Source organism: Rhodanobacteraceae bacterium, assembly GCA_024234055.1.
In the GTDB taxonomy this organism is placed as follows: domain Bacteria; phylum Pseudomonadota; class Gammaproteobacteria; order Xanthomonadales; family SZUA-5; genus JADKFD01.
This window is the reverse complement of record JACKOW010000002.1, coordinates 654,739-674,800: the sequence shown is the minus strand read 5'-3', so window position 1 is coordinate 674,800 and position 20,062 is coordinate 654,739. Positions and strand designations below refer to the sequence as shown.

Here is a 20,062-nt window from a genome sequence, read left to right as displayed (position 1 = left end):
GGTTAGGAGTTCACGATCGTTTCGGATAGTAGCTTCCTACTGTTCGAGGTTCGCCGTGAATTCCCTTCGTGTCCTGTTTCTGATCGCTGGATGCCTGCTGCTGCCCACCGCGCACGCAACCGTGCAGTGCGTCAACACCAGCACCGCAATCGTCAATGCCTTTGCGCAAGCCAACCTCGCCCCCGGCGGGACGGTGCAGGAGATCCGGGTACGGGTCGGCACCTATACCTTCGCCAACAGTCTCTCCTTCGGTTCCAGTGGCCCGGACGACAAGACTTTCGAACTCACTGGCGGCTGGAACAGCGACTGCAGTGCGCGCACCATCAATCCGGCCAACACGATCTTCAACGGCTCGGGCCAGGGTGGTACGCAGTTTGCCTTTTCCGGGAATCAGCGCAATTTCCGCATTGAGGGTATCCGCTTCCAGAACTTCGGCAGCTTCTTTCTCTTTGAGAATATCTGCCCATTTGGTCAGTCCTGTCCGGACACCGACTCCGTCAAGGTGCGCTACAACCATTTTCGACTGGGCACCGAGGTGCTGATCGTGGCCAACGATGCCCAGACATACCTGGTGGCCAACAATCTGTTCGAGGGGATTCAGGGGCCGCCTGCCGGCAGCAATTCCGAAGCCACCATCGAGCTCGGCTACGCCAATCAGGATTCCCTGCCACAGGTCGTGTTCAATACGTTTTCGCTCCAATGTGCGGCCAACAAGCCGGCTCTGATGCTCCAAAGTGAGCGCGACAACTCACTCTTTTCGCACAACATCCTGCAGAGCACGGGATGCAACGAGTCACTTCGAATCAGCAGTGCAGGCAACGGCAAGGCCTGGCGCCTGAAGAACAATCTCTATCCGGCGGTGAATACCGGGCTACCGCCGGCAGGTGGCTCCAGCGGAAACCTGGTCGGCATCAATCCGCAGTTTGTAAGCAGCAGCGATTTCCATCTGCGCGAAACTGCGCCAGTTTCGCCCGCCATCAACGCCGGGCAAACCTCGGTACAAGCCTCGCAGGATCTGCTCGCGGTGCCGGCACAGGATCTGGATGGACCCGCCGGTGGTCGACTGGTCGGCAGCAAATACGACATGGGCGCTTACGAATCGGCCGTCAATGACGCCAGCATCATCGTGGTCACCAACAACAACGACTCGGGTAGCGGGTCCTTGCGGGAAGCCATCACCTCGGCCAATGCCGTGCCCGGATTGCAGAAGATTCATTTCAACATTCCCGGCGGTTGTACGACACCAGACATCATCAGTTTGCAGTCGCTGCTTCCGGACATCACCGACAGCCTGGAAATCGACGGCTACAGCGAACCGGATGCCTCGCCCAATACGCTCAGCGTGGGCAGCGATGCAGTGATCTGCATTGTGCTCTTCGGCCTGAACGCCAGCCTGACGCATGCCCTGCAGGTACCCGATTCAGCGTCGGCGGGAACCTCGCTGACGGTCAAGGGCATCGGCTTTTCCTCGTTCGAGAGTGCCGTGGCGATCCGCTTGCGCGGTGGCAGCAACCATCGAATTCAGGGCAATGCCATTGGCGGTGTCGGCCCGGGAGGGCTTGGAAATCTGTTTTCCAATGCCATTGGAATCCAGGTACGTGGCAATGCCCAGAATGCGCTGATCGGCGGACCGGAGCCTGAGGACCGCAACAGCATCGGGGAGGCCACGACCAGTGCGATCAGTCTGCTCGACGCCAGCAGCGGCGGCCATACCATTCAGAACAACTACATCGGTCTGAGTGCGAGCGGATTGGCGGCAAGCCCGATCGGCAATGGTTCAACCGGCAATGGCATCTTCGCCTCCAACAGTCCCGACATCCGCATCCTCGACAACGTCATCGCCGCAGTGCCCGACGGCGGTGCAATCTCCATCAGCGGTAGTACGGCGACGGGCTATGAGATTGCTCGAAATCGAATCGGAACGAGCGCCAGCGGGGTTCCTGCTGCCGCATTTCGCAATGGCACCGGAATCCTGATCACCAACGGTTCTGGCGGGCACCAGATCGGTGGCGTGCTGAATCAGTCCGTATCCAACACCATTACCAACAGCGATGGCCCGGGCGTGCACCTTACATCCAGCGCCGGCACCGGCAACTCGATCAGGCCCAATCGCATTTTCGCCAACGGAATCAGCGGCACTGGCCTGGGCATCGATCTGGGAGATCTGGGTCCCTTGTCGAATGACCCCGGCGACGGCGATGGCGGGCCGAACAATGGCCAGAACAAGCCGGTGCTCAGCGATTCGCAGTTGAATCCGGATGGCACCCGTCAGGTCACTGGCTTGCTCAATTCGCAGAACGGCAGCTTCATCATCGATATCTATCGGTCTCCGGATTGTCCCGCCAGTGGCGGAAACATGCTGAATCTGGTGGCCACCGAGTTTGTCACCAATGTGCTGGGTTCGGTCCCATTCAGCGCCACCATCCCCGGCGGCTCTCCAGGTCTGCTGACAGCGGTGGCAACCCGCATCTCCACCGGCGACACCAGCGAGGTCAGCGACTGCTTGCTCGAGCGCCACGAGACCGTGACCACGATCACCAGCGACACGCCGGATCCCAGCCAGAACGGCCAGACCATCACCGTGAACGTCCAGGTCACCAGTCCCACCGGTGGAACGCCCACCGGCACAGTTGCCATTTCCGGCCCTGCCGGTACTTCATGCAACGCGGTCCTGGGTGTCAACGGCAGCGGCAATTGTCAGCTGCCCAGCAATTCCATCGGCAGTTTTTCGCTCAACGCCGACTATCCGGGCAATTTCGTGTTTCTTCCGAGCAACGCTACCGAGCTCCACGCCTACACGGCCGCCAACTCGGTGACCACGATCCTCAGCGACAGCCCGGATCCATCGCAAGTTGGCGAGCCCTACACCGTGACCGTCCAGGTTCGACGCCAACACGATAGCGCCATCCTCGATGGCGGCACCGTCACCATCAGCGATGGCACAGGCCAGACCTGTCAGACAGCCCCATTGGTGAACAGCATGGCCAGTTGCGAGCTCACCAGCGTCACTGTAGGCAGCAAGACCCTGACGGCGACCTACGCCGGTACCCTCACTAATCTGTCGAGCAGCGGTACCGCCACGCACACGGTGCTCGCAGCCGCCACCACCACCACCATCACCAGCGATACCCCGGATCCGTCCCTGGTGAACCAACCGTATACGGTGGCCGTCACGGTCAGCAGCAACCCCGGGGCGGGCACACCCACCGGTTCCGTATCGGTCAGTGATGGCAGTGGAGCGGGCTGCAACATCATCCTCAGCAATGGCGCGGGGAGTTGCCCGCTCAGCTCGACCAGTGCGGGCCTGAAGACCCTGACTGCCAGCTACACATCCCAGGGACAGGCTTTTGCTGCCAGCTCCGACACTGAAGCTCATACCGTGAACCCGGCACAGCCGGCGGCCACCACGACCTTGATCACCGGTCAGGCGCCGAATCCCTCGGTAGTGGGACAGCCGTACACGGTCAGCGTGACCGTGAGCAGCGCTGGGGGTACCCCGTCTGGCACGGTCACCGTCAACAATGGCGCCGGAGTCGGCACCAGCAGTTGCGAGATCACGCTGGCGGGCGGCAGCGGCGGTTGCCAGATCGCCAGCCTGCACGCTGGCAATCAATTGCTGACCGTATGCATGCAGACCAACAGCAGCTTCGCCGGCAGCTGCGATTCGGCATTTCACACCACGAGCAAGGCTGACACCGAGCTCAATTTCGGGGCGATCACCCCAAGCACACCGACTGTAGGTACTCCAACCACGGTCAATGTCACCGTCAGCGTGCAGGCCCCCGGCAGCGGCACGCCCACCGGAACGGTTCAGATCAGCGCCAGCCCCACGGAAACCTGCACGATCACGCTTCCGGCAAGCAGTTGTGCCCTGAGCTTCACCAGTGCTGGCGTACGCACCCTCACCGCCAGCTATTCTGGCAGCGCCGATTTCAATGCGGCCTCGCGGCCATTCACCTTGACCGTCTCGGCAGACGCCTTGTTCGCCAACGGCTTTGAGTAGGGTGTGCCGCCAGGGCTGCGAGTGGCTTCGCAGCCCTGGCGAGGCTAGCTGCGGTCCGCCAGTCGCTGGATGTTCTCGTTGATCTTGAACAGCACCATGATCAACTCGCAATAGATGCGCGCTCCCAGCGCGGCCAGGGGCACGCCGATGATCACGGTGATCAGGCGCATGCCGAAACCGCCCTGGCCGGCGACCAGGGTAAACAGGCCACCCAGTGCGATCAGCGCCAGGGCCAGCCAGTAGATGAGCGTGACGATCTTGGGGGTGATCATCGAGTCGAAATGCAATAGATCACGCATGGTCTTGCCTCCTTGGAGTGAGATGGGACTAGCAGGTCTTGCCCGACCATCTTAACCCAGGCCCGACTCCAGCAGGTCCGGGCTTTTCGCCGGGGCGGTCTGGGCCCTGCCCGGATGGTCGGCGGCACTGACCGTCGCCGAGGTGCTGTGCTCCAGTGCGGACAGGGTCTGGGCGAGCGTCGTCTCGAGGCGCCGCTGCTGGGCGTCACCGAGGTCATGGCCAGCGCGCAGGGCGGACTCGAGTTCGCTGCTGATACGTCCCAGTCGAACGCAGCCGGTGAGGGCGCAGGCGGCGCTCAGGCGGTGCAGTTGGCCGAGTGAGGCCGGCAAGGCCTGCGGCTGCTGCAGCATCGAGATCCAGCCCTGCGCTGTCTGCAGTTCCTTCAGCAGCATCAGACGCAGCGATTGCAGCGTCTGGATGCGACCACCCAGGCGGGTCAGGGCAGGCTCGTCGCTGAGGATGGCAAGTTCGGCGGCTTGAGCCGGGGCGGGATGTTCGGGAATGGGCGAGGCGCCCGCGATGTTGTCCGCCTCCAGCCACTGCAGCAGCGAGTCCTGATCGACCGGCTTGCGCAGAAAGACCACGCCGTCGGGCATCTCGGCGCCCGAGAGTTCGTCCCCGGATGTCAGCAGGACCGGCCGCGGCAAGGCCTGCGAGCGCTGTTGCAACCACTTCAGTCCATCCCCATCGGGCAGACGCCGGTCCACGATGATCCGGGCGAACTCGCCGTCGCTCAGCTGCGATTCCGCCTGTGCCAGAGAGCCACTGAGTACCGCGACGTGACCGCGCGCACGCAACAGTTCCAGCAGCCAGGTGGCGGCAATGGGGTCGTCGTCGATGATCAGGCAGGCGCGGGCGGGCATGGGCGCAGGATAAACCCCGTCGGCTCAATGTGACAAAAGGTCGCGCGGGCGCGATCAGTGCGCTAGATTCCCGCGATTCGAATAACGGGCTGGACTGCGCCTTGGAACTGCTGATTCAGGATCTCTCCCATGACGGACGCGGCATTGCCCGGGCCGGGCAGAAGGCCGTGTTCGTCTCCGGCGCCCTGCCGGGCGAACGCGTGCTTGCGCACGTGGTCAAGCGCCATCGCCAGTATGACGATGCGGTCGCCGACGAGATCCTGGAAGCCAGCCCTGATCGCATCCAGCCGCATTGCGCCCATGCCCAGATCTGTTCGGGCTGCAGCCTGCAGCATCTGTCGCCGCAGCAGCAGATCGAGTTCAAGCAGAAGCACCTGATCGACAATCTCGAACGCATCGGCAAGGTTAGCCCACAGCGCCTGCTGGCGCCGCTGCAGCGCGATATCTGGGGTTACCGGCGCAAGGCCCGGTTGTCGGTGCGTCACGTCGACAAGAAGGGCAAGGCGCTGGTCGGTTTTCGCGAGGCCAACGGACGCTATGTGGCCGAGCTGCAGAGCTGTCCGGTGCTGGATGTGCGGGTGGGGCCGCTGCTGGGGGCGCTGTCGGCGCTGGTGACGGAGATGGATGCGCGCGCCTCGATCCCGCAGATCGAGGTCGCCGCTGCCGAGCGCGCAGTGCTGGTGTTTCGCCATCTGCATCCGCTGTCGGCCGGCGATCGTTCCCGTTTGCGTCAGTTCGGGCTGGACCATGGGCTCGACATCGTGCTGCAACCGGCCGGCAATGACAGCCTGGTCGATCTCGATGGCGCTGCGCCGGCGGTGCTCAGTTACGCCATCGATGACACACTGTCGCTGGAATATCTGCCGCTGGATTTTGTCCAGGTCAACGACAGCATCAATCGCGCCATGATCGTGCAGGCGCTGGACCTGCTGGCCGTGGGGCCGAACGATCGGGTGCTCGATCTCTATTGCGGGCTGGGTAATTTCACGCTGCCGCTGGCGCGTCGGGCGGCCTCGGTCTTTGGTGTCGAAGGCGATGCCGGTCTGATCGAGCGCGCTCGTGCCAATGCCAGCCGCTGTGGCATCGGCAACATCGACTATGCCGTCGCCGATCTCAGCCTTGATCACAGCGGCGCCGCCTGGGCGCAGGGTGATTACACCCGCTTGCTGCTGGATCCGCCCCGTGCCGGTGCCGAAGCGGTGTTCGACTATCTGCCCGGATCCGGCGTGGAACGACTGGTGTATGTCTCCTGCCATCCCGGCACACTGGCCCGGGACACCGCGGTGCTGGTGCAGCGCAAGGGTTTCGATCTGGTCGCCGCCGGGGTCATGGACATGTTTCCGCACACCGCCCATGTCGAGAGCATGGCGCTGTTCGTGCGCCGTTGAGCCATCCACCGCCGCAGTCGACGAGGACGCCCTCATGGCCATCGAAATCGAACGCAAATTCCTGCTGAAGGGTGACGCCTGGCGCAATCAGGTGCAGCGCAGCGCCTACATGGCCCAAGGTTATCTGGGGGGCACGCGGGCCTCGGTTCGGGTGCGGGTCAGCGGTGATGTGGCCTGGCTCAACATCAAGAGTCAGACCCGTGGCAGCACCCGGCTGGAGTTCGAGTACCCGATTCCGCGCGCCGATGCTGACGTTCTGCTGGAACAGCTTGCGGATGGTCCGGTGGTCTCCAAGACCCGGCACTATGTGGAGATCGACAGCCATGTGTTCGAGATCGACGAATTCGATGGCGCCAATCAGGGGCTGATCGTCGCCGAAATCGAGCTTGGCAGCGCCGACGAGGCATTCCCCAGGCCGTCCTGGCTGGGGCTTGAGGTCACCGATGACCTGCGCTACTACAACCTCAGTCTGGTCAAGCAACCCTACAGCCAGTGGGAGCAGTCATGAGTGCACTGATGATCGGAATTGCCGGTGCCGAACTTGCCGCGCACGAGCGCGAGTGGCTGGCGCATCCGGCCGTGGCTGGCGTGATCCTGTTCAGTCGCAACTACGCGGATCGGGCGCAACTTGCCGATCTCTGTGGGCAGATTCGGGCGCTGGCGCCAGACAGTGTCATCGCGGTCGATCAGGAAGGCGGTCGGGTGCAGCGCTTTCGTGAGGGATTCACGCCGCTGCCGCCGCTCGCGCGCATCGGCGAGCTGCATCGCAGATTGCCCGCCGCCGCGCGGCGGGCGACTCGATTGCATGCCGAGATCATGGCGGTCGAGATTCTGGCGGCTGGACTCGACCTCAGCTTTGCGCCGGTGGCCGATCTGGGCCGCGGCAATCTGGCCATCGGCGATCGCGCCTTCGATGCCGATCCCGAGGCGTGTGCGCAGCTGGCCACCCTGTACGCCGACACCATGCAGGCCGTCGGCATGCCGGCGACGCTGAAACACTTTCCGGGTCACGGCAGCGTGCTGGCCGACACCCACCATGATCGCGCCATCGATAGCCGCACGCCGGCCGACATCTTCGATCAGGATCTGCTGCCCTTCGTGACCGGCATGCTGGCGGGCGCGCGGGCGGTGATGATGGCGCACGTGGAGTACCCGGCGGTCAGTCCCGAGGCTGCCGGCTATTCGCGATTCTGGATTCAGGACGTGCTGCGTCAGGCTCTGGATTTTCGCGGGGTGGTGATTTCCGATGACATCGGCATGGTCGCCGGCGCCGCTCTGGGTGCCGTGGGCGATCGCCTGGGTGCCCATCGCGACGCCGGTTGCGATCTGATCCTGGTGTGCGACCCACCGCTGGTGCCAACCGCACTCGACGCGGCCAGTGCGCTGCGCCTGCGTGCCACCAGCCGACTCTGCCGAGCTCTGCGTGGCCGTCTGCGGGCACCGTTGCGACGCGCTGTCGAAAGCTCGACTTGGCCTGATCGCGCCGCTAGGCTGGGCGCTTTGCTGGAGTTGATGGATTCATGAGCAAACTTGATTACGAGACGGCGCTGGAACGTGCCGATCTGCTGCACGACCGTCCAGCGCTGGAAGCGGCCCTGGATCGCATGGCGGCCGACATCAGCGCGCGCCTGAAAGGTCAGCGGCCGATCTACGTCACGGTGTTGACCGGCGGCCTGATCACGGCCGGCATGCTGGCGCCGCGGGTCGACGTCGACCTGGACTTCGACTATGTGCACGTGACCCGCTATCACGGCGAGACCAAGGGCGGAGAACTGCACTGGAAGGCGCGCCCGCGACATGATTTTGCCGGCCGTCCGGTGATTTTCGTCGACGATATCCTCGATGAGGGCCACACGCTGGATGCACTGAAGAAGCATGCGCTGGGCGCCGGCGCGACCGCCGTCTACATCGCCGTGCTGGTCAAGAAGGAGCACGACCGCTGCGTGCCGGGTGTGGTGGCGGATTTCGTCGGCCTGACGGTGCCCGATCGTTATGTCTTCGGCTTCGGCATGGACTTCGAAGAGCACGGTCGCAGCCTGTTCGGGATCTACGCCATATGAGCCGAGCCGATATCGGGATCATCGGTGGCACCGGCTTTGGCCGTCTGGCAGACCTGCAATCGGTTCAGTCCCTGGATCTGGACACCGCCTATGGCCCGCCGTCCAGTCCGGTGCTGGTCGGCAGCATGGCCGCCGTGCCCGTGGCCTTTCTGGCGCGTCACGGCACGCCGCATCGCATCGCACCCCATCGGGTCAACTACGCGGCCAATATTGCGGCGCTGAAGGCGGTCGGCGTGCGGCGAATCATTGCCATAAATGCCGTGGGCGGCATCGCCGAATGGGCCGGTCCGGGCGTGCTGGCGCTGCCGGATCAGGTGGTCGACTACAGCCATGGCCGCATCAGCAGTTTCAGCGATGTCGAGGGGCAGGCGGTCCAGCACATCGATTTCACCGATCCCTTCACCCAGGCGCTGCGGCTGAAGTTGCTGGAAGCGGCGCAGAGCGCAGCGATCGAGATGCACGATGGCGGTGTACTGGCGGTGACCCAGGGGCCGCGGCTGGAGACTCGCGCCGAGATCGTGCGACTGGCCCGCGACGGCTGCGATCTGGTCGGCATGACCTCGATGCCCGAGGCCGCGCTTGCCCGCGAGGCCGGTATCGACTACGCCGCCATCGCCGTGGTCGCCAATGCCGCGGCCGGCTGCGGTGGCAGCGAAGTCATCGGCATGCACGAGATCGAACAGACACTGGCGCAGGCCATGCATCGGGTGCTGAAGCTGGTCCATGCGGTGTTGCCGAGCCTGTAGTGCGGTGGCGGCTGTGGTATCACTGTCGCCGGATTCACCCGAATTCAGGGCGGTGCAGCGATGACCCAGCATGAGACCATGTCCAAGGTGGACACCGCCTGGCTGCGGATGGAACGTCCCACCAATCTGATGATGATCACTGGCGTGGTCGTGCTCGACCATGCCATCGACGTAGGCGAGCTCAAGCGCGCGGTCGAGGCGCGCTTCCTGGCCTTCAGGCGCTTCCGCCAGCGCGCCGTGGAGCTGGCCGGACAGTGGTTCTGGGAAACCGACGATTCCTTCGACATCAACTGGCACGTGCGCCGCGCGGCGCTGCCGCGGCCGTCGGGCAAGTCTGAGCTGCAGGAATACGTCAGCAATCTGGCCAGTTCGCCGCTGGATACCAGCAAGCCGCTGTGGCAGTTCCATCTGATCGAGAACTACGCGGGCGGCGGCGCGCTGGTGATCCGCATCCATCATTGCTATGCCGACGGCATCGCCCTGGTGCAGGTGATGCTGTCGCTGATGGATACCTCGGCGGCAGGGCGGCACGACAAGCCTCATCCCAAGTCCAGGCTGAAGCAGGCCGGCGGCACCATTTTCGAGCGCCTGCTGGCCCCGGCGCGGCACAGTGTGGAGCATGCGGCCGAGTTTGTGGAATCGGCGCTGGGCATGGCCTTCGAGTGGATGCGGCATCCTGCAGGAGCTGCCGAAACCTTGCTGGACACGGCCCGGACCGGAACGCGTGAGGCCACCGAGATCGGCAAGGAGCTGATCCACGCGCTGACCCTTTCGGACGATCCGGCCACACGCTTCAAGGGGCGCCTCGGGGTATTCAAGCGCGTGGCCTGGTGCAATCCGCTGCCGCTGCCCGAGGTCAAGGCCGCCGGCAAGGCGCTCGGCGCCACCGTCAACGATGTGCTGATGGCCTGCGCCGCCGGTGCCATGCGCGCGTACATGCGCGATCGCGGCGACGAGGTCGATGGGCTGAAGATTCGCGCCACGGTGCCGGTGAACCTGCGGCCGCTGGAGCACGCGCGCGAACTCGGCAACCATTTCGGTCTGGTGTTCCTCGATCTGCCCATCGGTGAGCCCAACCCGGTGGGTCGGGTGCACGCCGTGCGTGCCAGCATGAATGAGCTCAAGCATTCCAAGCAGGCGCTGGTGTCCTACGGCTTGTTGAGTGCGCTCGGTGTCGGTCCGGCCATGCTGCAGCGGCCGGCGCTGGAGATGCTGAGCCGCAAGGCCACCACCGTGGCCACCAATGTACCGGGACCCGCCGCGCCGCTTTACCTGTGTGGCGCTCAGGTGCGCGAAATGATGTTCTGGGTACCGCAGACCGGCTCGATTGCCATGGGCATCAGCATTCTGAGCTACGCCGATTCGGTCTATTTCGGACTGATCTCCGACAGCAAGCTGGTGCCCGATCCCGAGCAGATCATCCAGCGCTTCGGCGCCGAACTGGAGAAACTGCTGCTGATTGCGCTGATGCACGAAGGCGAGGCGCCTATCACGGCAGACAGCGCCGAGCACACGCTGATCGATGTTGTGACCTCAAAGGCATCGACAAAGCCCAAGGCGACAAGGCGGAAAACGGCGACCAAGCCGAAGGCGGCGGCAAAGCCGAAGGCTGCGGCCAGGGGGAAGGCTGCGGCCAAGCCGAAGGCCTAGGTCGCCAGCTCCCTCCGGCGTTGTCTCGGCGAGCTGTTTGGCCTGTCGAGGCTCCAGCGCCTTGTGGAGGGCGCCGCGCCTGCGGCGCCGCTCTTCGGGCTACGGGGAGGTCACGGCAACATCGGCCGCGCAGGCGCGCGTCCCTCCTTGAAGCCCGCAGTTCACGGCCCGTGCGCAGTCTCGGGCCACGCTTCCCGGGTCTCCGTCAGAGGATCAGGCCAGAGCATGCGCTGCGCGAGGAGCCTTTCGCAGCGGGCTCTGCAGGCTTCGTGAGAGAGCGCACAGACGCCACTTCGGGCTTACACTAAGGTCATTGATGGCAGATCCAGTTCCAACCTGCCAAACCACCTGAGCAGTTGATGCTTTGTGCTTGATTCTAAATGCCCTATCCTATGGTGATCTGACCCAGAAGGGCGGGAGGGCCAAAATGGCCGAGAAGATTTTCATTCGCATGAGCCTGTTGGCATCCACTTTGGCGGTGGTACTGGCGTGCGTGCCGCAGTCCGGACATGCCCAGGCGCAGAACTTCCAGATGCGCCTCGACCGGGCCATCGTCTATACGCCACTCTATCCTGCCGGCTTTGCCGACACCGTACCGCCGTACAGCATGTGCCGGCTCAATGGCGATGGAAACAGCGGCATGGCACTGCGCTTTCGGTACACCTGGAACAATACATTTCAGGAGTACATCTACACGGAGCCGGGCTCGACCTTCTATCCCTATTACTACATGCAGGGTGTGAACCCGAACCCGGCTCTGGTGCCGGCGACATCGGGCACCGGGCCGGTCTACAAGAACGTTGATGTCGGCTTGCTGACAGGGCCAGTCAATACCCTCGGCGTGCAAACACTCACCTTCCGTGGACGGACCTCGGGTTTCTTTGGACAGCCTGTATTGACGGCTTCTCTGCCAGTGCAGATCGAGACGATATTCGAACCCTATCCCACGGTTTATCGTGAGGTGCCAGATGGCGCTCTGGACATGCCAACGCGGCCCTGGTTTGCCTGGAGTCAGTCGGGAACGCCCGAAAGCGTGCGCTTCGACGTTGCTCCTTGCAGCAATGCGGCGGCAACAAACAACTCCGAGTGCACGTCAGCGATGCCATTCGCGCCCACGACAACCGCCTGTGGCAGCAGCCTCTATTGCTCGTCGGGTACATCGAATACCTTGCAATTGCCCATCACGCTGGCACGCGATACCGCCTATGAATATCGAGTGATTGGCCGAAATATCTGCGGCCTCAGCGATGAGCTGGCATCGACGCCTTCGCGTCCCTTCTTCCGCACCGCACAGGCTTGTTTCACCACCGGCGGCAGCATTCCCGATGGCGGTGTGGCCAATTTCGATGTGTCCACACTGGGTGTGAATCCGGGATCCCTGGTGCCCAATCTGCGCGTCACCGTGCACATCGATCATGCTCAGGTCAGCGATCTGCGGATTTCACTGACCAAGACCTCACCGGACAGCGCAGGCCCCTTGCTGCTGATGGATCGCCCCAGTGGCGCGAACTGTTCGGGTCGGCGCATCCAGGCGGTGTTCCGCGACGGTGCCATCTCTGCCGTGTCGGCCTGCAAGAATCAGGAGCCGGCCATCAGCGGTGCCATCTCGCCGGTGCAGGCGCTGTCGTCTTTTGCAGCCACCGAGGGTGGTGGCAATTGGCGACTGACAGTCGAGGACACCAATGCCAACGGCAAGGCCGGCTCTCTGCGCGAATGGTGTCTGTCAGCCGATGTGCCGGTATCGCCGACGGCCTTCGTGCAGCCGATGATCTGGGACAACGGCTTCGAGAATTCCGCCCCCTGATTCCCGCGGCCTCTGACTGAAGGCGTCGAAATCAGGCATGCAGCCCGAGTGCGGGCTGCAGGTAGGTGTCGGGGGCAGAGTTCAGTCTTCGAGTTCGCCCCGAGCTTCCTCGATATCCAGCGCCTCCATGGCGTCCGCCGGCTTGATGGCCACCGCGTCCTGGTAGGCCTTGAGCGCGTCGCTGGTGCGCTTCTTGCCGAACATCATCAGCAGACCATTGCCGTACTCGATATGAGCGATGGGCGCCTGCGGCGTCAGCTTGAGCGCTTCCTGAAAGTGCTTGATGCCGGTATCAGTCTTGGCGCCGTAGGTCATGCCCCCAATCAATGCGCCGATCTTGTCGATGATCTCGGCGTGATACAGGCCCATGGCGGTATGCGCCTCGGCATGCGCCGGTGACAGCTTCAGGGTGCGCTCCAGGCTCTCCTTGATCTTGCCGCCCAGACCCTGCGCCAACGCCTTGGTGATCGAGATGCACTGGCTGTAGCGGCCCAGTGCAAAGGCGTGGAAGTAATGGGCATTGGCATCGTCAGGCATGGCCTTGATCGCGGCCTCGGCGCGCTTGGCGCAATGCTCGAAGTGACCGACACGATCGGCTTCCTTGGCCAGATAGGTGGCGTAGATGCCCTCGGCCTTGTTGGCGATGGTGGCTGCGATCACGCCCAGCGCATCGGCGGCCTCGGTGGCCTTCTGGAACTCGCCGCGATGAAAATCACGCCAGGCCTCCTGCATGGCTGCGGCCACCGCGTCGGCGTCACCGCAATCCTTCAGCGCCGGATGCTTCTTCTGCAGTGCCGCCACGTGCTTCTTGTCGGGGAAAGGCTCCTGGTCGCCGGCGTGCAGTCGCGCCCAGGCTTTGCTCAATTTGGCGCCGGCGTAGTCAAAAGCTGCATCGCCGTGCGGAAACTTGACCCATTTCTTCGCAGCCATCCGGATTCCCCGATTGATCAGAAGCACAGAGCATGGTCAATCAGGACGACCGGAGCAAGTGGCCGCTGCGGCGCAGGCGTGCAGGCCGTGGTCCCTGGCCGGAATCGCCGCAGCGTCCGTCGGTGCTGCGGCGAGTGCCGACCCGCCACGCAGGCTCAGAACATCCACGAAATCCCGGCGTACCAGGTCCGGCGATTGGCCGGCTCCAGCCCGGTGGTGAAGGCGCGGGCGTAGTACTGACGATCGCCCAGATTGGATACGCCGCCCAGCAGTTTCCAGTGCGGCGACAACCGATAGTCGCCGGCCAGATCGATCACCGTGTAGGAGGGCACTATCGCCGGGACAAAGCTGTTTCCCGATCCTCGGGGGAGATTGCTGTCCTGCCAGTACTGGCTGTCCACACTCACGGCGCTCAACGACAGCAGGTAGGCATTGTCCTTGCGCCAGGTCAGTCCCGCACGGGCGATGTAGGAGGGCGCAAAGGCGGGCTCGTTGCCCACCTGGGAGCCGTTCAGGCTGCGCGTGAACTCCGCATCCAGTATGGAGACATTGGCAAACAGGATCAGATGACTGCCATCGGCACCGCGCTCACGTCCGGCCCAGAAGTCATATTCGCCCTCGGCCTCCAGGCCACGGTGCCGGGTGTCGCCGGTGTTGACATTGACGACGTCGGTGGCATTGATCTGGCGTGATTCGATGCGATTCTTGAAATTGGTCTGGAACAGGCTGATGTCGTAGTAGAAGCCGGTCTGCGGCCAACCGTGCACGCCCGCCTCGAAGCTGGTCGCTTCTGCTGGATCCGGTTGATTCTGTTCGACATTGAGATTGCCGAAGGGGCCGGCCACATCAAGCCAGCGCAGCGGCCGGTAGCCTTTGGAGATGTTGACATAGGTCTCGTGACCCACGCCAAAGTCATTGCCGAATCCCAGACCCCAGAGTGGCACGCTGCGGCGGTAATCCTGATTGATCAATGGACGGGTCAGGTTGGATGGGCGCACGGTTTCGGAAACGCCCAGCCGCTCGCGCTCGAAACGTACCGACGGCACGATATGAAAGCGCCCGAATCGGAACACGTTCTCGGCAAAGACCGCCCAGTAGTCGTTGCTGCGTTCCTGACGCAGGCGCGGCACCCCGTCGTGGTCGTTGCGCCGCGCCAGCAGGTCGGTATCGATGGTCTGCTTCCACGGGCTGTCGGATTGGTAGACGACGAAACCGGCGCTGAGCGCGCTTCCCTGTCCCCAGCGGTGCAGGACACGCGTGTCCAGCCCGGTGTAATGGAATTTCTGGTTTTCGAGAATGGTCGTGGCGGGCGGCGGCTGCGGTGCCACGAAGGCGCTGGCCGTGCGATGTGCCAGATCCTGATAACCGGTCCAGAGCTTGCTGGTCATCTGGGTAGTGTCGTCCAACTGGCCCTCGTAGCTCAGCGAGACGGTGTATCGGTCTACCCAGGTGCGATTGAACGGGCCTGGTACGGTGTCCTCGTCGGCCAGATATTGCGGCAGGCTGAGGCGACCGGCCTCACCACTGTCCAGGCGATAGGCGTGGACATCCAGGCTGAGGTGTTGTTCAGGGGCAAAGGTGTAGCCCAGGTGCATGTCGCTGGAATCGACATCGTAATCGGCATTGCGGCGCTCGCCGTCGGATTGGCGATGGGCAATGTTCACCAGATAGTCCCAGGCGCCCACCGTGCCACCCAGTTCGTTGAAACTGGACCAGAGTGAGTGGCTGCCGAAGACTTGATCGCTGCGCCCGGCCAGTTCGCGATCGGCCGGTGGCTTGCGCGTGATGTAGTTGACGACGGGACCAGGCTCGGGGCCATAGAGCAGACTGGAGCCGCCTCTGATCAAGGCAATCGACTCGATGGACTGTGGCACAGGCAGATAGTACAGGGTCGGGAAGCCAATCCAGTCGCTCTGGATCGGGATGCCGTCCTGGAGCGAAAGCACGTATTCGCCTTCTTGTGGATTGCCGATACCCCGATAGTTCATGTTGCCCTGGGACGGGGTCTGCTGCTCGGAGATGAACAACCCGGGCAGGCGCGCGAACAGCGCGCGCAGGTTGTTGTCGATCACCTCAGGCTGATCGGCCAGCTTGACCACGGAGTTCTTCTTGGTCACGGTGATCGTGGTGCCATCCACCTCCGGAAGCAGGTGAGCCCGCTTGGTTTCGATGTTGAAGAGCCAGGGGCGCTCCCGAACCGTGATCGCGTCCAGCGTCTGCGCATCCTGAGCGGGATCCTCGGCAGGCTTGGCCGGGGTGGTGCTTGTCGATTCAGCGCCCTGACAGGCGCCTGCGCCAGCCAGCAAAGCCAAGGCCAGGCCGCGGAACAATGGATGAGTCGTCATCGAAATCTCGCCATTCGGAAAAGGAGGCTTGGCTGCGCGTTCCCCGGTGGAAGGAAGGGATCGATTTCCGGGTCGTCAGCGAACTTCGATTCTCGGCAGGGTCAGAGCGTGCGGAAACCTGAGTGGGTCGGATTGCGCGACCACAAATAGGTGGAGTCAGTTCAAGACTCGGGAATGATCCGGGGGCATGAAGCTGAGCTTCTCTAAGCTGAATGCCGCAGAGTGCGCAAGGAACGCTTAGTGTGATTGTTCTATGTGCAGGGCTTACTTTGACTGTCAAGCGCGAGTGATGTGGCGCTCAGTTTCCATCAATGAGGAGTTTTACCATGGCTACGAAAAAGCTCGCCGGCAAGAAAGTGGTGCGCAAGGCCAAGCGCGAAGTCAACGAAGTGCGCGACAACGCGCGTGATCTGCTGCTGGCGTCGATTGGCGCAGTGTCGATCACCCGCAAGCAGGGTGCCAGCTTCGTCGGCAATCTGCTGGAGCAGGGCCAGGAGCTGCGCGGTCGCGCGTTGAAGCTGGCCGAAGGCAAGGTTGCAGACGTTCGCCAGCAGGTCGAAGGCGTGATCGGCAAGGTGCAGCAGCGCGCTGCCGCCAATCTGAGCCAGGTCGAAACCGTGGTCGGCGGTCAGGTGACCCGCGTGCTGGGTCGTCTGGGCGTGCCGTCCAAGGCTGACGTCAAGGAGCTGTCGCGCCGTGTGGCCGAGCTCAACAAGCAGGTCAAGGCGCTGCAGGCTGCGCGCAAGACCGGCGAAGCCAAGGCTGCCTGATCAAGGCAGTGGTCTGATGTCGCCGAAGGGCCGGAGCGATCCGGCCCTTCGTGTTTTAGTTGCTGCCCAGATACTGATCGGCCAGACGCGTGAGATGCGCCCGCTCGGCCGACTTCAGATAGGGCGCGATCAACACCATCACCTGATAGATCCCGCGGCCCAGATCGACCTCCGATTTGGCACTGGTCGCCGGTTTGATCTGCTGGAAATTGAGCCAGAAAGTGGTCAGCACCACGGTGTTCTGCGAAATCGCCTCGATTTCGCGCTGACTGGCCAGCATCGTTCCGGCCTTGACCATTTCCGTGCAGACCGTGGAAATGCTCTCGTGTGCGCGCTTGAGGATGCGCGAGAAATGCATCTTCAGCTTGCGGCTGCGGGTGAGCAGATCGACCAGATCACGGTAGACGAAGCGATAGTCCCAGATGCACTCGAACACCAGGTGCATCTGCAGCCACATGTCTTCGAGGTTGGGAGTTCGCCCCTCCGGCACCAGCAAGGCATCACCAATACGCTCCTCGAAGCGCGCGAACAGTTGCTCGATGATGTCGTCCTTGTTGCGGAAGTGATAGTACAAATTCCCCGGACTGATCTCGAGCTCGTCGGCGATGTGATTGGTGGTGACGTTGGGCTCACCCTGCGCGTTGAACATCTCCAGGCTCTTGGCCAGGATCCGATCACGCGTCTTGACTGGCACCGGTTCAGGGCTCACATCGACCTCAGAAGTTTCCGCCGAGGCGTTTGACCAGGTCGATGTACTTCTGCTTTGCCTCGTCATGGGTAAGACCCTTGAGTTTCTCCCAGGCTTCGTACTTGGCAGTACCCACGAAGTCGAAGAAACCGGGCTTCGGGCCCGAGACATCGCCCTCTGTTGCCTGCTTGAAGTGGCTGTAGAGCTTCAGCATGGTGTCGTTGTCGGGACGTTCCGGCAACTGCTTGGCGGCTTCGGTGGCGGCTTGAAACTGGCTTTCGATGTCTGACATCTGTGTTTCCCCCAGAAATTGTTGGTCAATCCCGGTCGCCACTATCGTTCCGACGATCAGGAATCGCAAGTGTTCCTGCAGCCCCTCTGTACAAGTATCACGTTCGAGTTGCTAGCGGCTCGGCTTCAGGCTGGTTATCTTAGGCGGCAATCCGCCGGTTCCGCGGCGGCCCAAATCTCGAAAACTTCGGGGGAGGAACAGGCATGACTTACTTCGTTACGGGCGCCACCGGCTTTCTGGGGCGATTCCTGATCGGGAATCTGCTCAAGCGCAAGGGCACGATTCATGTGCTGGTCCGGCGCGGCTCCAAGGAGAAGTTCGAGGCCTTGCAGGCCAGGTATCCGGAAGCCGGCGATCGTCTGGTAGCCGTCACCGGTGATCTGACCAAGGCCAAGCTCGGCCTGAGTGCCCAGGCGCAATCGCAGCTCAAGGGCAAGATCAAGCACTTCTTCCATCTGGCGGCCATCTATGACCTGTCAGCCAGCGCCGAGTCGCAGCAGGCGGCGAATATCGACGGCACCCGCAATGCGGTGCAGTTGGCCGACGCGCTGGGGGCGGGCTGCTTCCATCACGTCAGTTCGATTGCCGCCGCGGGCCTGTATTCGGGTGTATTCCGCGAGGATATGTTCGACGAGGCGGAGAACCTCGATCATCCCTATTTCCGCACCAAGCATGATTCGGAAGGCATCGTCCGCAAGGAGTGCAAGCGCCCCTTCCGGATCTACAGGCCGGGCATGGTCGTCGGCCATTCGCAGACCGGTGAGATCGACAAGATCGATGGTCCCTATTACTTCTTCACGCTGCTCAAGCGCATGCGCGAGCTGTTGCCGCCGTGGATGCCCTTGCTGGGCATGGAAGGCGGGCGCATCAATCTGGTGCCGGTGGATTTCGTGGTCAACGCCATGGACCACATCGCCCATGAAAAAGGCTTCGACGGCGGCTGCTTTCATCTGACTGATCCGGCGCCGCGCCGGGTCGGCGAGGTGCTGAACAGCTTCGCCTATGCCGGACATGCGCCGGAGATGACCATGCGCATCGACGCGCGCATCTTCCAGATCATCCCGGCGTCCATCCGCGGAGCGATCGGGATGTTGCCGCCGGTGCGCCGGATCATGGGGCACGTGCTCAAGAGCCTGAACATTCCGGCCGATGTCCTCAAGTTCTTCAACTATCCGACCCGCTTCGACAGTCGTGAAACCGAGCGCGCGCTCAAGGGTACCGGGATCAAGGTCCCTGATCTCGATACCTACGCCTGGCGCCTGTGGGACTACTGGGAGCGTCACCTCGATCCGGACCTGTTTGTCGATCGCTCGCTGTCCAGCCGGGTCAAGGACAAGGTGGTCCTGATCACCGGCGGATCCTCGGGTATCGGTCTGGCGACGGCCAAGAAGGTCGCAGCCGCCGGCGCCCGTACCCTGATCTGCGCCCGTGGACTGGAGGATCTGGAGAAGGCCAAGGCCGAGATCGAGGCCGAGACCAAGAACGCCAAGGTGTTCATTTACCAGGTGGATCTGGCTGACTTGGCTTCGGCCGATGACTTGGTCAAGAAGGTCACGGCCGAACATGGCGCGGTGGATGTATTGGTCAACAATGCCGGCCGATCGATCCGGCGCTCGATCGAACTGTCCTACGATCGCTTCCACGACTTCGAGCGCACCATGCAGCTGAACTATTTCGGGTCGCTGCGTCTGGTGATGGGTTTCCTGCCGGGCATGACCGAGCGCCGCAAGGGGCATGTGATCAACATCAGCTCGATCGGTGTGCTGACCAACGCGCCGCGGTTCTCGGCCTATGTGGCCAGCAAGGCCGCGCTCGATGCCTTCTCACGCTGCGCCGCCAGTGAGTTCTCGGACAAGAACATCCACTTCACCATCATCAACATGCCCTTGGTGAAGACGCCGATGATCGGCCCCACCAAGATCTACGACAACGTGCCCACGCTGACTCCGGACGAGGCCGGCGACATGGTGGTGCGCGGCATCATCGAACGCCCGCACCGTTTGGCGACACGCATGGGCATTTTCGCGGAAATGCTGCACCTGATGGCACCGAAGGTCTACCAGGTGGTGCTCAACACCGCCTTCCAGCTGTTCCCGGACTCCGCGGCTGCCAAGGGCGTGAAGGGTGGTCAGGAAGCGCCGCCGTCAAGCGAGCAGGTGGCCTTCGCCTCGCTGATGCGCGGCGTGCATTGGTAGCCCGCTGAGCAGTATCGCTGGCACGGAA

16 protein-coding genes are annotated in these 20,062 nt (G+C 62.9%); 10 read left to right on the top strand and 6 right to left on the bottom strand.

Annotation, left to right across the window (positions count from 1 at the left end; genetic code table 11):
* Positions 1–55: 55 nt before the first annotated feature.
* Entirely contained in the window at positions 56–4,003 is a 3,948-nt protein-coding gene (locus H7A19_06940; GenBank protein ID MCP5474564.1) for an Ig-like domain repeat protein, read from the top strand.
* Between the two features lie 44 nt (positions 4,004–4,047).
* Here H7A19_06940 and H7A19_06935 read toward each other — a convergent pair whose 3' ends face one another.
* The gene (locus tag H7A19_06935) at positions 4,048–4,302 is read right to left on the bottom strand and encodes a DUF4282 domain-containing protein (protein MCP5474563.1); all 255 of its coding nucleotides are present in this window, start codon (positions 4,300–4,302) and stop codon (positions 4,048–4,050) included.
* Positions 4,303–4,353: 51 nt separating this feature from the next.
* Positions 4,354–5,166, bottom strand: coding sequence for a hypothetical protein (locus H7A19_06930; protein MCP5474562.1), 813 nt, complete (start codon positions 5,164–5,166; stop codon positions 4,354–4,356).
* An 89-nt stretch (positions 5,167–5,255) separates the two neighbouring features.
* On the opposite strand from H7A19_06930, the gene rlmD reads away from it, so the two are divergent.
* From rlmD to H7A19_06895, 7 genes are all read left to right on the top strand, one after another.
* Positions 5,256–6,554, top strand: coding sequence for a 23S rRNA (uracil(1939)-C(5))-methyltransferase RlmD (gene rlmD / locus H7A19_06925; GenBank protein MCP5474561.1), 1,299 nt, complete (start codon positions 5,256–5,258; stop codon positions 6,552–6,554).
* Positions 6,555–6,588: 34 nt separating this feature from the next.
* Complete coding sequence (locus H7A19_06920) at positions 6,589–7,062, top strand: CYTH domain-containing protein (GenBank protein ID MCP5474560.1); 474 nt, start codon at positions 6,589–6,591, stop codon at positions 7,060–7,062.
* On the top strand, positions 7,059–8,078 hold the full coding sequence (nagZ, locus tag H7A19_06915; GenBank protein ID MCP5474559.1) for a beta-N-acetylhexosaminidase: 1,020 nt from the start codon (positions 7,059–7,061) through the stop codon (positions 8,076–8,078). Before H7A19_06920 ends, nagZ begins: the two co-directional genes overlap by 4 nt.
* Complete coding sequence (locus H7A19_06910; GenBank protein ID MCP5474558.1) at positions 8,075–8,614, top strand: hypoxanthine-guanine phosphoribosyltransferase; 540 nt, start codon at positions 8,075–8,077, stop codon at positions 8,612–8,614. Before nagZ ends, H7A19_06910 begins: the two co-directional genes overlap by 4 nt.
* The gene (locus H7A19_06905) at positions 8,611–9,360 is read left to right on the top strand and encodes an S-methyl-5'-thioinosine phosphorylase (GenBank protein MCP5474557.1); all 750 of its coding nucleotides are present in this window, start codon (positions 8,611–8,613) and stop codon (positions 9,358–9,360) included. Before H7A19_06910 ends, H7A19_06905 begins: the two co-directional genes overlap by 4 nt.
* 60 nt (positions 9,361–9,420) lie before the next feature.
* The gene (locus tag H7A19_06900) at positions 9,421–11,010 is read left to right on the top strand and encodes a wax ester/triacylglycerol synthase family O-acyltransferase (GenBank protein MCP5474556.1); all 1,590 of its coding nucleotides are present in this window, start codon (positions 9,421–9,423) and stop codon (positions 11,008–11,010) included.
* A 427-nt stretch (positions 11,011–11,437) separates the two neighbouring features.
* Positions 11,438–12,814, top strand: a complete 1,377-nt coding sequence (locus H7A19_06895; GenBank protein MCP5474555.1) for a proprotein convertase P-domain-containing protein — start codon at positions 11,438–11,440, stop codon at positions 12,812–12,814.
* An 81-nt stretch (positions 12,815–12,895) separates the two neighbouring features.
* Here H7A19_06895 and H7A19_06890 read toward each other — a convergent pair whose 3' ends face one another.
* Together H7A19_06890 and H7A19_06885 are read right to left on the bottom strand one after the other, a co-directional pair.
* Entirely contained in the window at positions 12,896–13,744 is an 849-nt protein-coding gene (locus H7A19_06890; protein ID MCP5474554.1) for a hypothetical protein, read from the bottom strand.
* Between the two features lie 155 nt (positions 13,745–13,899).
* The gene (locus H7A19_06885) at positions 13,900–16,089 is read right to left on the bottom strand and encodes a TonB-dependent receptor (protein ID MCP5474553.1); all 2,190 of its coding nucleotides are present in this window, start codon (positions 16,087–16,089) and stop codon (positions 13,900–13,902) included.
* Between the two features lie 326 nt (positions 16,090–16,415).
* Here H7A19_06885 and H7A19_06880 point away from each other — a divergent pair, with 326 nt between their 5' ends.
* Positions 16,416–16,859: a phasin family protein gene (locus H7A19_06880; GenBank protein MCP5474552.1), complete on the top strand. Its 444-nt coding sequence runs from the start codon at positions 16,416–16,418 to the stop codon at positions 16,857–16,859.
* Between the two features lie 55 nt (positions 16,860–16,914).
* Here H7A19_06880 and H7A19_06875 read toward each other — a convergent pair whose 3' ends face one another.
* Both H7A19_06875 and H7A19_06870 read right to left on the bottom strand, forming a co-directional pair.
* Complete coding sequence (locus H7A19_06875; protein ID MCP5474551.1) at positions 16,915–17,553, bottom strand: TetR/AcrR family transcriptional regulator; 639 nt, start codon at positions 17,551–17,553, stop codon at positions 16,915–16,917.
* Between the two features lie 22 nt (positions 17,554–17,575).
* A complete protein-coding gene (locus tag H7A19_06870; GenBank protein ID MCP5474550.1) occupies positions 17,576–17,839 on the bottom strand; it encodes an acyl-CoA-binding protein in 264 nt (87 codons plus the stop codon).
* A 203-nt stretch (positions 17,840–18,042) separates the two neighbouring features.
* Here H7A19_06870 and H7A19_06865 point away from each other — a divergent pair, with 203 nt between their 5' ends.
* Positions 18,043–20,034, top strand: a complete 1,992-nt coding sequence (locus H7A19_06865; protein MCP5474549.1) for an SDR family oxidoreductase — start codon at positions 18,043–18,045, stop codon at positions 20,032–20,034.
* The last annotated feature ends 28 nt before the right edge of the window (positions 20,035–20,062 follow it).